Here is a 14423-nt window from a genome sequence, read left to right on the forward strand (position 1 = left end):
ACAGGGAGGTGCCCGTTGGATTGTTGCAGGTCGAGCCGGTTTCCGGCTCGGCGCGTGTCCGGCGCCGATTGCGACCGGGCATAAGATTCCTGATTAAGGCGTTTCCCATGCTGACTATCGCACTGTCCAAGGGCCGCATCCTTGACGACACCCTGCCGCTTCTGGCTGAAGCGGGCATTGTGCCGACCGAGAATCCGGACAAGAGCCGCAAGCTGATCATCCCCACGACCCAAGACGATGTTCGTCTGCTGATCGTGCGTGCCACCGATGTGCCGACCTATGTCGAGCATGGTGCCGCCGACCTCGGTGTCGCCGGTAAAGATGTGCTGATGGAATACGGCGGCCAGGGCCTGTACGAGCCGCTGGACCTGCAGATTGCCCAGTGCAAGCTGATGACCGCCGGTAAAGTCGGCGCGGTCGAGCCCAAGGGCCGTCTGCGTATCGCCACCAAGTTCGTCAACGTTGCCAAGCGCTACTATGCCGAACAGGGCCGTCAGGTCGACATCATCAAGCTCTACGGTTCGATGGAGCTGGCGCCGCTGATCGGTCTGGCGGACAAGATCATCGACGTGGTCGACACCGGTAACACGCTGCGGGCCAACGGCCTGGAGCCACAGGATTTCATCGCGGCCATCAGCTCGCGGCTGATCGTCAACAAGGCATCGATGAAGATGCAGCACGCCCGTATCCAGGCGTTGATCGACACCCTGCGCAAGGCAGTGGAGTCTCGACACCGCGGCTGATTCACCTGCGCGACCTTGAGTCGCGCCCGTCTATCCGCCTCATAGCCAGAATTCTCAGGTGCCCAAGCGGATGGAGTGCTAGCTTCGGGCGCCTGAGTTTTTGCCATTCCTATGAGGCTCTCGCTATGACCGCACTGACTGCAATTCGCCGACTCAACGCTGCTGACCCGGATTTCGCGCATCATCTGGATCATCTGCTGAGCTGGGAAAGTGTGTCTGACGACTCGGTCAATCAGCGGGTGCTGGACATCATCAAGTCCGTGCGTGAGCGCGGCGACGCGGCTCTGGTGGACTACACCCGCCAGTTCGACGGCCTGGACGTGAAGTCCATGGCCGACCTGATCCTGCCGCGTGAGCGTCTGGAGCTGGCGCTCACCCGCATCTCCGTGGCCCAGCGTGAAGCCCTGGAAGTTGCCGCGGCACGTGTGCGCAGCTACCACGAAAAACAGAAGCAGGACTCCTGGAGCTACACCGAGGCCGACGGCACCGTGCTGGGCCAGAAGGTTACGCCGCTGGACCGCGCCGGACTGTACGTACCGGGTGGCAAGGCGTCGTACCCGTCATCGGTGCTGATGAACGCGATTCCGGCCAAGGTTGCCGGTGTCTCCGAAGTGGTCATGGTCGTTCCGACCCCGCGCGGTGAAATCAATGAGCTGGTACTGGCCGCCGCCTGCATCGCCGGTGTTGACCGCGTGTTCACCATCGGCGGCGCCCAGGCTGTCGCGGCCCTGGCTTACGGCACCGAAAGCGTGCCGCAAGTCGACAAGGTCGTCGGCCCGGGCAACATCTATGTGGCTACCGCCAAGCGCCACGTGTTTGGCCAGGTCGGGATCGACATGATCGCCGGCCCTTCGGAAATCCTCGTGGTGTGCGACGGCCAGACCGATCCGGACTGGATTGCCATGGATCTTTTCTCCCAGGCCGAGCACGACGAAGACGCCCAGGCCATTCTGGTCAGCCCCGACGCCGAGTTCCTCGACAAGGTCGCCGCCAGCATCGCCAGGTTGATGCCGACCATGGAGCGTGCCGCAATCATCGAAACCTCGATCAATGGCCGTGGTGCGCTGATCAAGGTTCGCGACATGGAACAGGCGATCGAAGTCGCCAACCGCATCGCACCGGAGCACCTTGAATTGTCCGTTGCCGATCCACAAGCCTGGCTGCCAAAAATCCGCCATGCCGGCGCAATCTTCATGGGCCGTCACACCTCCGAAGCCCTGGGCGACTACTGCGCAGGCCCGAACCACGTGTTGCCGACTTCCGGCACGGCACGGTTCTCCTCGCCGCTGGGTGTGTACGACTTCCAGAAACGCTCGTCGATCATCTTCTGCTCCGAGCAGGGCGCTTCCGAGTTGGGCAAGACCGCTTCCGTACTGGCCCGTGGTGAGTCGCTGAGCGCTCACGCTCGTAGCGCCGAATACCGCATCGTTGACGACAAGCAGGGGAACTGAGCATGAATAAATTCTGGAGCCCGTTCGTCAAGAATCTGGTGCCTTACGTGCCGGGCGAACAGCCCAAGCTGACCAAGCTGGTCAAGCTCAACACCAACGAAAACCCGTACGGCCCATCGCCGAAAGCCTTGGCTGCGATGCAAACCGAACTGAATGACAACCTGCGTCTGTACCCGGACCCGAACAGCGATCTGCTCAAGCAAGCCGTCGCCAGGTACTACGGCGTGCAAGGCAATCAGGTATTCCTCGGCAACGGTTCCGATGAAGTGCTGGCACACATCTTCCACGGTTTGCTGCAGCACGATCAGCCGCTGCTGTTCCCGGACATCAGCTACAGCTTCTACCCGGTCTACTGCGGGTTGTACGGCATCCAGTTCGACGCGGTGCCGCTGGACGAGCAATTCCAGATCAACCCGGCGGACTACGCCAAGCCGAACGGCGGGATCATCTTCCCCAACCCGAACGCGCCGACCGGCTGCCTGTTGGCGCTGGAGGCGGTGGAGCAGATTCTCAAGGCCAGCCCGGATTCGGTGGTCGTGGTGGATGAGGCTTACATCGATTTCGGCGGCGAGACGGCAATCACGCTGGTCGACCGTTATCCGAACCTGCTGGTGACCCAGACCCTGTCCAAGTCCCGTTCCCTGGCAGGTCTGCGGGTTGGCCTGGCGGTGGGGCATCCGGACCTGATCGAGGCGCTGGAACGGATCAAGAACAGTTTCAACTCCTATCCGCTGGATCGTCTGGCGATTGTGGGGGCGGCGGCCGCGTTCGAAGATCGTGAGTACTTCGACAAGACTTGCGCGTTGGTGATCGAGAGTCGCGACAAGGTCGTCGGGCAATTGCGGGCCAAGGGTTTTGAAGTGCTGCCCTCGGCGGCGAATTTCATTTTCGCTCGTCACCCCCGGCATGATGCGGCGGGCCTGGCAGCGAAGTTGCGTGAGCAAGGCGTGATCGTCCGGCACTTCAAGCAGGAGCGGATTGCCCAGTTCCTGCGGATCTCCATCGGCACGCCAGAGCAGAATCAGGCGCTGATCGACGGTCTCGGCGACCTCTAAACCACCTTTGCCCCCTTGTAGGAGCGAGCTTGCTCGCGATGGAGTGTCAGGTTAAGCGGTGTCACTGACACACCATCGCGAGCAAGCTCGCTCCTACAAGGGATTGTATTAGCCGCTTACTCTTCTTCTTGGTCTTTGACCGGTGCCGGTGGCGGACGCAAGCCGATTTCCGCGGTCAGCTTGAGTTCCTTGCCGTTGCGCATCACCTGGATCGTAACCTTGTCAGTCGGCTTGATACGCGCCACCTGATTCATCGAGCGACGGCCATCACCGGCCGGTTCGCCATCGATGGAAAGAATCACATCACCCAGTTGCAGGCCGGCCTTCTGTGCCGGACCGTCGCGGAAAATCCCCGCCACGACAATGCCCGGGCGTCCGGACAAGCCGAACGATTCGGCCAGTTCCTGGGTCAGCGGCTGCACTTCGATACCCAGCCAGCCACGAATCACCTGGCCGTGCTCGATGATCGACTTCATCACTTCCATCGCCAGTTTCACCGGAATCGCGAAGCCGATCCCTTGGGAGCCCCCGGACTTGGAGAAGATCGCCGTGTTGATGCCGGTCAGGTTGCCGACGGCATCCACCAGCGCGCCGCCGGAGTTGCCGGGGTTGATGGCGGCGTCGGTCTGGATGAAGTCTTCGTAGTTGTTCAGGCCCAGCTGGTTGCGGCCGGTGGCGCTGATGATGCCCATGGTCACGGTCTGGCCGACGCCGAACGGGTTGCCGATGGCCAGCGCGACGTCGCCGATGCGGATGTTGTCGGAACGCCCCACGGTGATCGATGGCAGGTTTTTCAGGTCGATTTTCAGAACCGCGAGGTCAGTCTCCGGGTCGCTGCCGATCACCCGCGCCAGGGTTTCCCGGCCGTCCTTGAGCGCTACCACTATCTGGTCGGCGCCACTGGTTACATGGTTGTTGGTCAGGATGTAGCCTTCCGGGCTCATGATCACGCCGGAGCCAAGGCTCGACTCCATGCGTTTCTGCTTGGGCGAGTTGTCGCCGAAGAAGCGCCGGAACTGTGGGTCTTCGAACAACGGATGGTTGGGTTTGTTGATGACTTTGGTGGTGTACAGGTTCACCACCGACGGCGCCGCGGTGGTTACCGCCTCGGCATAGGACACCGGGCCCTGCTGCATGCTGGTGGTTTGCGGCGCCTGTTGCAGATTGACGTCGAGGCTCGGGAGCCCGACCCACTGCGGGTAACGCTGGATTATCAAAAGAGCGACAAGCACGCCGGCCAACAGCGGCCAGCCGGAAAAACGCAGCGCCTTGAGCATTAAGCACGTCCTGAGAGAGTTGCAGGCGGTATGAGACCGCTCATAATGACGCGCATTATACGAGGCCGCACGCGCCTCTGAACGGGATATTTAGGAGTCTTTCATGGCCGTAGCCCTGAGCACCCTGGTCGAAGAAGCCGACCGTTACCTTAACAGTGCCAAGATTGCCGATTATTGCCCCAACGGCCTGCAGGTCGAGGGGCGGCCGCAAGTGATGCGCATTGTCAGTGGCGTCACCGCGAGCCAGGCTTTGCTCGATGCCGCCGTGGAGGCCAATGCCGACCTGGTACTGGTGCATCATGGCTATTTCTGGAAAGGTGAGAATCCATGCATCACCGGCATGAAGCAGCGCCGCTTGAAGACCCTGCTCAAGCACGATATCAGCCTGTTGTCCTATCACCTGCCGCTGGATCTGCACCCGGACGTCGGCAATAACGTGCAGCTCGCGCGCCAGCTCGACATCACTGTCGAAGGTCCGCTGGCCCCGGACAACCTGAAGATTGTCGGCCTGGTCGGCTCGCTGAATGAGCCGATGACGCCCCGGGATTTCGCCCGCCGCGTGCAGGAAGTCATGGGCCGTGAGCCGCTGTTGATCGAAGGCAGCGCCATGATCCGCCGTGTCGGCTGGTGCACCGGTGGCGGCCAGGGTTACATCGACCAGGCCATTCTGGCCGGTGTCGATCTGTACCTCAGCGGCGAAGCTTCCGAGCAAACCTTCCACAGTGCCCGGGAAAACGACATCAGCTTCATCGCCGCCGGTCACCATGCAACCGAACGCTACGGCGTCCAGGCGCTGGGGGATTACCTGGCGCGGCGCTTTGCCCTGGAGCACATCTTCATCGATTGCCCGAATCCGATCTGACAGCCCACCCTCTTCCTGTAGGAGCGAGCTTGCTCGCGATGGTCGTCAACGATAACGCTGGGAATCTGACACCCCGTGGTGTCTTCAGGTTCATCGCGAGCAAGCTCGCTCCTACAGGGGTTGAGCCCAAACAGGCAGGCATATTCATATGCTCTTTCGATCTAGTTGGCGTCCTGATTAGAAGAGGTCGCTGTGCTAGGATCCCCGCTCGAACACGGCCCGCTGGCCGTTCATAAGAAAGCTTTCGTGAGTAGCCATGGTCGACAAACTGACGCATCTGAAACAGCTGGAGGCGGAAAGCATCCACATCATCCGCGAGGTGGCCGCCGAGTTCGACAACCCGGTGATGCTGTACTCCATCGGTAAAGACTCCGCCGTGATGCTGCATCTGGCACGCAAGGCGTTCTTCCCGGGCAAGCTGCCGTTTCCGGTGATGCACGTCGACACTCGCTGGAAATTCCAGGAGATGTACGCCTTCCGCGACAAGATGGTTGCCGAGCTGGGCCTGGACCTGATCACCCACGTCAACCCGGACGGCGTGGCGCAGAACATCAACCCGTTCACCCACGGCAGCGCCAAGCACACCGACATCATGAAGACCGAGGGCCTTAAGCAGGCACTCGACAAGCATGGTTTCGACGCAGCTTTTGGCGGCGCCCGTCGCGATGAAGAGAAATCCCGCGCCAAGGAGCGTGTGTACTCGTTCCGCGACAGCAAGCACCGCTGGGATCCGAAAAACCAGCGCCCCGAGCTGTGGAACGTCTACAACGGCAAGGTCAACAAGGGCGAGTCGATCCGCGTATTCCCTCTGTCGAACTGGACCGAACTGGACATCTGGCAGTACATCTACCTTGAAGGCATCCCGATCGTCCCGCTGTACTTCGCCGCCGAGCGTGAGGTCATCGAGAAGGACGGCACGCTGATCATGATCGACGACGAGCGCATCCTCGAATACCTGAGCGATGAAGACAAAGCGCGCATCGTCAAAAAGAAAGTGCGTTTCCGTACCCTTGGTTGCTACCCGTTGACGGGCGCGGTGGAGTCCGAGGCCGAAAGCCTCACGGACATCATTCAGGAAATGCTCCTGACGCGAACTTCCGAGCGCCAGGGCCGTGTCATCGACCACGATGGCGCAGGCTCGATGGAAGACAAAAAACGTCAAGGTTATTTCTAAGGGGCTGTCATGTCGCATCAATCTGATTTGATCAGCGAGGACATCCTCGCCTACCTGGGCCAGCACGAACGTAAAGAGCTGCTGCGCTTTCTGACCTGCGGTAACGTCGACGACGGCAAGAGCACCCTGATCGGGCGCCTGCTGCACGACTCCAAGATGATCTACGAGGATCACCTGGAAGCCATTACCCGTGACTCGAAAAAAGTCGGCACCACCGGTGAAGACATCGACCTGGCGTTGCTGGTCGACGGCCTGCAGGCCGAGCGCGAGCAAGGCATCACCATCGATGTCGCGTACCGCTACTTCTCCACCGCCAAGCGCAAATTCATCATTGCCGACACCCCCGGCCATGAGCAGTACACCCGCAACATGGCCACCGGTGCTTCCACCTGTGACCTGGCGATCATCCTGGTCGACGCCCGCTACGGCGTGCAGACCCAGACCCGTCGCCACAGCTTCATCGCCTCGTTGCTGGGCATCAAGCACATCGTCGTCGCCATCAACAAGATGGACCTCAAGGACTTCGATCAGGGCGTGTTCGAGTCGATCAAGGCCGACTACCTGAAGTTCGCCGAAGGCTTGAAGATGAAGCCGACCAGCATGCACTTCGTGCCGATGTCGGCCCTGAAGGGCGACAACGTGGTGAACAAGTCCGAGCGTTCGCCGTGGTACACCGGCCAGTCGCTGATGGAAATCCTCGAGACCGTGGAAGTGGCGGGCGACCGCAACTTCACCGACCTGCGTTTCCCGGTGCAGTACGTCAACCGCCCGAACCTGAACTTCCGTGGTTTCGCCGGCACCCTGGCCAGCGGTATCGTCAAGAAGGGCGACGAGGTCGTGGTGCTGCCGTCGGGCAAGAGCAGCCGCGTGAAGTCCATCGTCACCTTTGAAGGCGAACTGGAGCATGCCGGCCCAGGTCAGGCAGTCACGCTGACCATGGAAGACGAAATCGACATCTCCCGTGGCGACCTGTTGGTTCACGCCGACAACGTGCCGCCGGTGACCGACAGCTTCGAAGCCATGCTGGTGTGGATGGCCGAAGAGCCGATGCTGCCAGGCAAGAAATACGACATCAAGCGCGCCACCAGTTACGTGCCGGGCTCCATCGCCAGCATCGTCAACAAGGTCGACGTGAACACCCTGGAAGAAGGCCAGGCCAGCGCGTTGCAGCTGAACGAAATCGGCAAGGTCAAGATCGCGCTCGATGCGCCGATTGCCCTCGACGGTTACGACAGCAACCGCACCACCGGCGCCTTCATCATCATCGACCGCTTGACCAACGGCACCGTTGGCGCGGGCATGATCGTCGCCCAGCCTCTGGCCCATGGCAGCACCACGCACCACGGCAAACTGGCTCACGTCGCCACTGAAGAGCGCGCACAGCGCTTCGGCCAGCAACCGGCCACCGTGTTGTTCAGCGGCCTGTCGGGCGCAGGCAAAAGCACCCTGGCGTATGCGGTCGAGCGCAAGCTGTTCGACCTGGGCCGTGCGGTGTTCGTGCTCGATGGTCAGAACCTGCGTCACGACCTGAACAAAGGTCTGCCACAGGATCGCGCCGGGCGTACCGAGAACTGGCGTCGTGCCGCGCATGTTGCGCGTCAGTTCAACGAAGCCGGCCTGCTGACCCTGGCGGCGTTCGTCGCGCCGAGTGCCGAAGGTCGTGAACAGGCTCGGGAACTGATCGGCAAGGAGCGTCTGCTGACGGTCTACGTCCAGGCTTCGCCAACGGTCTGCGCCGAGCGTGATCCGCAAGGCCTGTACGCGGCCGCCGGGGATAACATCCCGGGCGAATCCTTCCCGTACGACGTACCGCTGGATGCCGACCTGGTCATCGACACCCAGTCTGTGTCGCTGGACGAAGGCGTCAAGCAAGTGCTGGGTCTGCTGCGTGAGCGTGGTGCGATCTAAGCGTTAGCCGGTAAAAAGAAACCCGCAGACAAGTGATTGTCTGCGGGTTTTTTGTTGCCTTGAGATTGCTATCGCTGGCAAGTCGAATCGTCGCACCGCAGCTCCCACAGGTTTCTCCGCCGTACACAATATTTGTGTTCTCTGAAGATCACTGTGGGAGCGGGCTTGCCCGCGAAGAGGCCGGAACAGTCATCGCATTACTTCGCTGGATACTCGCGGTGCATCTGGTCCAGCAACGCATCCTTGTCCTGCCACAACTGATTGATCCAGCCCTGGAACTGCAACCGGTACTCACCATCCTGGTCATAGTTCTTGCCGATGAACTGCGGTGGAATGTTCAGCTCCTGAAAATGCACCACCACGTCCGCAACGTTACCGCACAGCAAGTCCCAGAAGCCCGGACGACCAGCCGGATAATGAATCGTCACGTTGACGATTGACTCCAGCTGCTCGCCCATCGCATCCAGCACAAAGGCAATGCCACCGGCCTTGGGCTTGAGCAGGTACTTGAACGGCGATTGCTGTTGGGCATGCTTGCCCTCCGTGAAACGCGTGCCTTCGACGAAGTTGAAAATGCCCACCGGGTTGTCGCGGAATTTCGCGCAGGTCTTGCGGGTGGTCTCCAGGTCCTTGCCTTTCTTTTCCGGATGCTTCTCCAGGTACGTCTTGGAGTAGCGCTTCATGAACGGAAAGCCCAGCGCCCACCAGGCCAGACCGATCACCGGGACCCAGATCAGCTCCTGCTTGAGAAAGAACTTCAGCGGTTGAATGCGCCGGTTGAGCACGTATTGCAGCACCAGAATGTCGACCCAGCTCTGGTGGTTGCTGGTGATCAGGTACGAGTGCCGGTAGTCGAGGCCTTGCAGGCCGCTGATGTGCCAGCGGGTGCGACGGACCAGGTTCATCCAGCCTTTGTTGATGCTGATCCAGGCTTCATGGGTATGGCTCATCAGCCAGCGGGCGATGCGCTGGGTGAGGGCGAATGGCAATACCTTGACGAGCGCCACGCAGAACAGGAACGAGCAGAGCAATATCGTGTTCAGTGCCAACAGCAGCGCGGCGATCACGCCGCGCAACGGGGCAGGTAGAAAATCCAGCATTTACACATCCATAGGTCGGTTGGCGGCTTGAATCGCGGTCAGGGCGATGGTGTAGACGATGTCATCGACCTGCGCGCCGCGCGGCAAATCGTTCACCGGTTTGCGCAGGCCTTGCAGCATCGGCCCGAGGCTGACGCAGTCGGCGCTGCGCTGCACGGCCTTGTGGGTGGTATTGCCGGTGTTGAGGTCGGGGAATACGTACACCGTGGCCCGACCGGCGACCTGACTGTTCGGCGCCAATTGCCGGGCCACGTTTTCGTTGGCGGCGGCGTCGTACTGCAAGGGGCCGTCGATCAGCAGCGAGTGCTGTTGTTCGTGGGCGAGCAGGGTAGCCTCGCGGACCTTCTCGACTTCTTCGCCGCTCGCCGAATCGCCACTGGAATAGCTGATCATCGCCACCCGTGGCGTGATGCCGAATGCGGCGGCCGAGTCAGCGCTTTGCAGGGCGATCTCGGCCAGTTCGCTGGCGCTCGGGTGCGGGTTCATCACGCAGTCGCCATAGACCAGCACCTCTTCGGGAAACAGCATGAAGAACACCGACGACACCAGAGTGCAACCCGGCGCTGTCTTGATCAGCTGCAGGGCCGGGCGGATGGTGTTGGCGGTGGTGTTGATCACGCCCGATACGAGGCCGTCGACTTCATCCAGGGCCAGCATCATGGTGCCGATCACCACGGTGTCTTCCAGTTGTTGCTCGGCCATCGGCGCATTGAGGCTTTTGCTTTTGCGCAGCGCAACCATCGGCTCGACATAGCGTTCGCGGATCAAGTCCGGATCAATGATTTCCAGGCCTGGAGGCAACTCGATGCCCTGGGCACGGGCGACAGCCTGCACGTCCTCGGGCTTGGCCAGCAACACACAGCGAGCGATGCCACGGGCCTGGCAGATCGCGGCAGCCTGCACGGTCAGCGGCTCGCTGCCTTCGGGCAACACGATGCGCTTGTTGGCCGCCTGGGCGCGCTGGATCAGTTGATAGCGGAACACCGCTGGTGACAGGCGCATCTCCCGTGGTGTGCCGCAGCGCTGATGCAACCAGTTGGCATCGAGGTGACTGGCGATGAAATCGGTGATGATTTCGGCGCGCTCGCGGTCATCGATGGGGATTTCCTTGTTCAGACCATTGAGCAGGTTGGCGGTGTCGTAGGAGCCGGTACTCACGGACAGCACCGGCAACCCGGCCTGCAGGGCGCCGCGGCACAGGTCCATGATGCGTGGATCGGGCAGGGTGTCGCTGGTCAGCAGCAGCCCGGCCAAAGGCACGCCGTTCAAGGCCGCGAGGCTGACAGCGAGGATGATGTCGTCGCGGTCGCCGGGGGTCACCACCAGCACGCCGGGTTTGAGCAACTCCACGGTGTTGCGCATGGTGCGGGCGCAAATGATGATTTTGGTCATGCGCCGGGTTTCATAATCACCGGCGTTGAGTACTTGCGCACCCATCAGGTCGGCGACGTCGCGGGTGCGCGGGGCGTTCAGTTCCGGCTGGAACGGAATGCAGCCGAGCAAACGGAAATCACCACTGCGCAACAGCGGCGAATGCTCCTTGAGGCGCGTGGCGAAGGCCTCCATGCTTTCTTCGGTCTTGACCTTGTTGAGGATCACGCCGAGGACTTTCGGGTCTTTCGGGCCGCCGAACAATTGCGCCTGCAACTCGACACGGCCGGAGAGTTCGGTCAGCACTTCGTTTTCCGGTGCCGAGACCAGGATCACCTCGGCATCGAGGCTCTTGGCCAGGTGCAGGTTGACCCGCGCGGCGTAACTGGCGCTACGGGTCGGCACCATGCCTTCGACGATCAGCACGTCCTTGCCGATGGCAGCCTGCTGATACAGGGTGATGATTTCTTCGAGCAATTCATCGAGCTGGCCATCGCCGAGCATGCGCTCGACATGGGCCAGGCCCAGTGGCTGAGGCGGTTTCAAGCCGTGGGTGCGCGCCACCAGTTCGGTGGAACGTTCCGGGCCCGTGTCGCCCGGATGCGGCTGGGCAATCGGTTTGAAAAAGCCGACCTTGAGCCCGGCTCGCTCAAGGGTACGCACCAGCCCGAGGCTGATGGAGGTCAGACCCACACCAAAATCGGTGGGCGCGATAAAAAAAGTTTGCATGCGGATTCTCTGGAGGTGCATGGCAATGGTGACGACCTATGACTGGTCGACTACCGAAATTCAGTCGCCAAGGTTATCGCTAACCGAGCCTTGTGCGCACCAACCGCAGGCAAAGGGTTGGCCTATTTTTTCCTGGCGCTGCGCAGGGTCCATGACCCAGGCGCGGGATTGCCATGGTGGCTGGTGCCGCAGGTGTTGGGTATGGCCGCAGGAAAGCTCGGCCACCCAGTGACCGTCCTCGTCCTGATGAAAGCCTGTGACCGTCGAATCCCGTCTGTCCGGGTTGTGTTCGCTTTCGGACGATTGCTTCGCTAAACTTGGCCCTTCAATCTTCTTATGCAAAAGGTCTCGCCCCATGCTGATCGCCGCCAATAAGGCTGTCTCCATCGACTATACCCTGACCAACGACGCTGGTGAGGTCATCGACAGCTCCGCCGGCGGCGCGCCGCTGGTCTACCTGCAAGGCGCAGGTAACATCATCCCGGGCCTGGGGCTCTGGAAGGCAAGGCTGTCGGCGACGAACTGACCGTAGCCGTTGAACCGGAAGACGCTTACGGCGAATACGCTGCCGAACTGGTCAGCACCCTGAGCCGCAGCATGTTCGAAGGCGTCGACGAGCTGGAAGTGGGCATGCAGTTCCACGCTTCCGCTCCGGACGGCCAGATGCAGATCGTGACCATCCGTGATCTGGACGGCGACGACGTCACCGTTGACGGCAACCACCCGTTGGCCGGTCAGCGCCTGAATTTCCAGGTCAAGATCGTTGCTATCCGTGACGCCAGCCAGGAAGAAATCGCTCATGGCCACGTCCATGGCGAAGGTGGCCATCACCACTGATTTCTGCGCTAAGCTCAGATAACTGGAGAGGCGCCCTGTGGGCGCCTTTTTAGTCTGCGGCTGTCCCTGACGACACCGCCAAGTGGCTGTTTCGAGAAGAACACGGGAATCTGGAGTACGCCATGAGTGCTTTTCACGACCTTAAATTGACAGCCCTGGATGGACAGGAGCTACCTCTGGCGCCTTTCAAAGGCCAAGTTGTATTGGTGGTCAACGTCGCCTCCAAATGCGGCTTGACCCCGCAGTACGCGGCGCTGGAAAACCTCTACCAGCAATACAAGGCCAAAGGCTTCAGCGTGTTGGGCTTGCCGTGCAACCAGTTTGCCGGGCAGGAACCGGGGACCGAGCAGGAGATCAAAACATTCTGCGCTCTCAACTATGGCGTGACCTTTCCGTTGTCGAGCAAGCTGGAAGTCAACGGGCATGAGCGTCATCAGTTGTACCGCCTGCTGGCGGGCGAGGGTGCGGAATTTCCAGGCGATATCACCTGGAACTTCGAGAAGTTCCTGCTGGGCAAGGACGGCCGTGTACTGGCACGGTTTTCGCCACGCACGGCGCCGGATGATCCGACCATCGTCCATGCGATTGAAAAAGCACTGAGCTGACATTCTCCTCTCCCTCTGTAGGAGCGAGCTCGCTCGCGATGGTTGTCGGAACACCGCGGGGCATCAGACCGCCAGCGTTATCGTTGACCACCATCGCGAGCAAGCTCGCTCCTACATCACCTAAATCAATAGTGCTGTTCAGTACGCACGAACCTCCATATTATCGCCGTCATAAAGTCATTCCCTGTGGAGCGTCCCATGCCCGTCAAAGCCCTGTTCAAACCGTTCCACCTCGGCACCCTTGAACTGCCGACCCGCGTCGTCATGGCACCGATGACCCGCTCGTTTTCTCCGGGCGGCGTGCCTAATTCCAAAGTGATCGAATACTACCGTCGCCGCGCCGCTGCGGGCGTCGGCCTGATCATCACCGAAGGCACCACCGTTGGTCACAAGGCTTCCAACGGCTACCCGAACGTTCCGCATTTCTACGGTGAGGCCGCCCTGTCCGGCTGGAAGAAAGTCGTCGACGCGGTTCACGCCGAAGGCGGCAAGATCGTGCCGCAGTTGTGGCATGTGGGCAGCGTACGTCGTATCGGCACCGAGCCGGACGCCAGCGTGCCGGGTTATGGCCCGTCGGAAAAAGTGAAGGAAGGCCAGGTCGTGGTGCATGGCATGACCAAACAGGATATCCGGGACGTAATCGCCGCGTTCGCCCAGGCCGCCAAGAACGCCCAGAGCATCGGCATGGACGGCGTGGAAATCCACGGTGCCCACGGTTACCTGATCGACCAGTTCTTCTGGGAAGGCAGCAACCAGCGTACCGACGAATACGGCGGTAGCCTGGCCAACCGTTCGCGCTTCGCCATTGAATTGATTCAGGCGGTGCGTGCTGCGGTCGGTGAAGGTTTCCCGATCATCTTCCGCTTCTCCCAGTGGAAGCAGCAGGACTACACCGCACGCCTGGTACAAACCCCGGAAGCCTTGGGCGAATTCCTCAAGCCGTTGGCCGACGCGGGCGTGGATATTTTCCACTGCTCGACCCGCCGTTTCTGGGAGCCCGAGTTCGACGGTTCTGAGCTGAACCTGGCTGGCTGGACCCGCCAGCTCACCGGCAAGCCGACCATCACCGTGGGCAGCGTCGGCCTGGATGGCGAGTTCCTGCAGTTCATGGTCAACACCGACAAGGTCGCACAGCCGGCCAGCCTGGAAAAACTGCTGGAGCGCCTGAACAACGACGAGTTCGATCTGGTGGCGGTCGGTCGCGCGCTGTTGGTGGACCCGGACTGGGCGCAGAAAGTGCGTGACGGTCGCGAGGAAGACATTCTGCCGTTCAGCCGTGCGGCGTTGATGACGCTGGTTTAAGCGGCGTCG

12 protein-coding genes and 1 pseudogene are annotated in these 14423 nt (G+C 61.0%); 9 read left to right on the forward strand and 4 right to left on the reverse strand.

The annotated features are described in order from the left end of the window. Positions 1-107: 107 nt before the first annotated feature. The 3 genes from hisG to hisC all read left to right on the forward strand — a co-directional run bounded on the left by hisG (position 108) and on the right by hisC (position 3249). Positions 108-743, forward strand: a complete 636-nt coding sequence (gene hisG / locus RS887_RS13985; RefSeq protein WP_007970278.1) for an ATP phosphoribosyltransferase — start codon at positions 108-110, stop codon at positions 741-743. Positions 744-868: 125 nt separating this feature from the next. Then, positions 869-2194: a histidinol dehydrogenase gene (hisD, locus tag RS887_RS13990; RefSeq protein ID WP_322615819.1), complete on the forward strand. Its 1326-nt coding sequence runs from the start codon at positions 869-871 to the stop codon at positions 2192-2194. Positions 2195-2196: 2 nt separating this feature from the next. Then, complete coding sequence (gene hisC / locus RS887_RS13995; protein WP_322615820.1) at positions 2197-3249, forward strand: histidinol-phosphate transaminase; 1053 nt, start codon at positions 2197-2199, stop codon at positions 3247-3249. 116 nt (positions 3250-3365) lie between these two features. On the opposite strand, the gene algW is transcribed toward hisC, so the two are convergent. Further along, on the reverse strand, positions 3366-4526 hold the full coding sequence (gene algW, locus RS887_RS14000) for a Do family serine endopeptidase AlgW (protein ID WP_322615821.1): 1161 nt from the start codon (positions 4524-4526) through the stop codon (positions 3366-3368). A 103-nt stretch (positions 4527-4629) separates the two neighbouring features. On the opposite strand from algW, the gene RS887_RS14005 reads away from it, so the two are divergent. The 3 genes from RS887_RS14005 to cysN all read left to right on the forward strand — a co-directional run bounded on the left by RS887_RS14005 (position 4630) and on the right by cysN (position 8470). Beyond that, positions 4630-5388: a Nif3-like dinuclear metal center hexameric protein gene (locus RS887_RS14005; RefSeq protein ID WP_322615822.1), complete on the forward strand. Its 759-nt coding sequence runs from the start codon at positions 4630-4632 to the stop codon at positions 5386-5388. Positions 5389-5644: 256 nt separating this feature from the next. After that, positions 5645-6562, forward strand: coding sequence for a sulfate adenylyltransferase subunit CysD (cysD, locus tag RS887_RS14010; protein ID WP_008018697.1), 918 nt, complete (start codon positions 5645-5647; stop codon positions 6560-6562). Between the two features lie 9 nt (positions 6563-6571). Next, a complete protein-coding gene (cysN, locus tag RS887_RS14015; RefSeq protein WP_322615823.1) occupies positions 6572-8470 on the forward strand; it encodes a sulfate adenylyltransferase subunit CysN in 1899 nt (632 codons plus the stop codon). A gap of 197 nt (positions 8471-8667) precedes the next feature. Here the strand turns inward: cysN and RS887_RS14020 are convergent, their stop codons facing one another. From RS887_RS14020 to RS887_RS14030, 3 genes are read right to left on the reverse strand one after another with little or no spacing between them, the layout of a single operon-like run. Then, positions 8668-9570, reverse strand: a complete 903-nt coding sequence (locus RS887_RS14020) for an acyltransferase (protein ID WP_322615824.1) — start codon at positions 9568-9570, stop codon at positions 8668-8670. Continuing rightward, the gene (gene pta, locus RS887_RS14025) at positions 9571-11670 is read right to left on the reverse strand and encodes a phosphate acetyltransferase (RefSeq protein ID WP_008023219.1); all 2100 of its coding nucleotides are present in this window, start codon (positions 11668-11670) and stop codon (positions 9571-9573) included. Between the two features lie 60 nt (positions 11671-11730). Beyond that, complete coding sequence (locus tag RS887_RS14030; RefSeq protein ID WP_322615825.1) at positions 11731-12057, reverse strand: DUF3565 domain-containing protein; 327 nt, start codon at positions 12055-12057, stop codon at positions 11731-11733. Here RS887_RS14030 and RS887_RS14035 point away from each other — a divergent pair. The 3 genes and pseudogenes from RS887_RS14035 (at position 12026) to RS887_RS14045 (ending at position 14414) form a co-directional block, all read left to right on the forward strand. Continuing rightward, positions 12026-12507, forward strand: a pseudogene (locus tag RS887_RS14035) (FKBP-type peptidyl-prolyl cis-trans isomerase). The gene RS887_RS14030 and the pseudogene RS887_RS14035 overlap by 32 nt on opposite strands. Positions 12508-12629: 122 nt before the next feature. Then, positions 12630-13112: a glutathione peroxidase gene (locus RS887_RS14040; RefSeq protein WP_322615826.1), complete on the forward strand. Its 483-nt coding sequence runs from the start codon at positions 12630-12632 to the stop codon at positions 13110-13112. 198 nt (positions 13113-13310) lie between these two features. Continuing rightward, positions 13311-14414, forward strand: coding sequence for an NADH:flavin oxidoreductase (locus RS887_RS14045; RefSeq protein ID WP_322615827.1), 1104 nt, complete (start codon positions 13311-13313; stop codon positions 14412-14414). The last annotated feature ends 9 nt before the right edge of the window (positions 14415-14423 follow it).

Origin of the sequence: Pseudomonas sp. BIC9C (assembly GCF_034541995.1) — a bacterium.
Classification (GTDB): domain Bacteria; phylum Pseudomonadota; class Gammaproteobacteria; order Pseudomonadales; family Pseudomonadaceae; genus Aquipseudomonas; species Aquipseudomonas fluorescens_CC.

Excerpts from the sequence above, each read along its gene's own strand:
- hisG (WP_007970278.1), top strand. The coding sequence starts at position 108 with ATGCTGACTATCGCACTGTCCAAGGGCCGCATCCTTGACGACACCCTG.
- hisD (WP_322615819.1), top strand. The coding sequence starts at position 869 with ATGACCGCACTGACTGCAATTCGCCGACTCAACGCTGCTGACCCGGAT.
- hisC (WP_322615820.1), top strand. The coding sequence starts at position 2,197 with ATGAATAAATTCTGGAGCCCGTTCGTCAAGAATCTGGTGCCTTACGTG.
- algW (WP_322615821.1), bottom strand. The coding sequence starts at position 4,526 with ATGCTCAAGGCGCTGCGTTTTTCCGGCTGGCCGCTGTTGGCCGGCGTG.
- RS887_RS14005 (WP_322615822.1), top strand. The coding sequence starts at position 4,630 with ATGGCCGTAGCCCTGAGCACCCTGGTCGAAGAAGCCGACCGTTACCTT.
- cysD (WP_008018697.1), top strand. The coding sequence starts at position 5,645 with ATGGTCGACAAACTGACGCATCTGAAACAGCTGGAGGCGGAAAGCATC.
- cysN (WP_322615823.1), top strand. The coding sequence starts at position 6,572 with ATGTCGCATCAATCTGATTTGATCAGCGAGGACATCCTCGCCTACCTG.
- RS887_RS14020 (WP_322615824.1), bottom strand. The coding sequence starts at position 9,570 with ATGCTGGATTTTCTACCTGCCCCGTTGCGCGGCGTGATCGCCGCGCTG.
- pta (WP_008023219.1), bottom strand. The coding sequence starts at position 11,670 with ATGCAAACTTTTTTTATCGCGCCCACCGATTTTGGTGTGGGTCTGACC.
- RS887_RS14030 (WP_322615825.1), bottom strand. The coding sequence starts at position 12,057 with ATGGAGACAGCCTTATTGGCGGCGATCAGCATGGGGCGAGACCTTTTG.
- RS887_RS14040 (WP_322615826.1), top strand. The coding sequence starts at position 12,630 with ATGAGTGCTTTTCACGACCTTAAATTGACAGCCCTGGATGGACAGGAG.
- RS887_RS14045 (WP_322615827.1), top strand. The coding sequence starts at position 13,311 with ATGCCCGTCAAAGCCCTGTTCAAACCGTTCCACCTCGGCACCCTTGAA.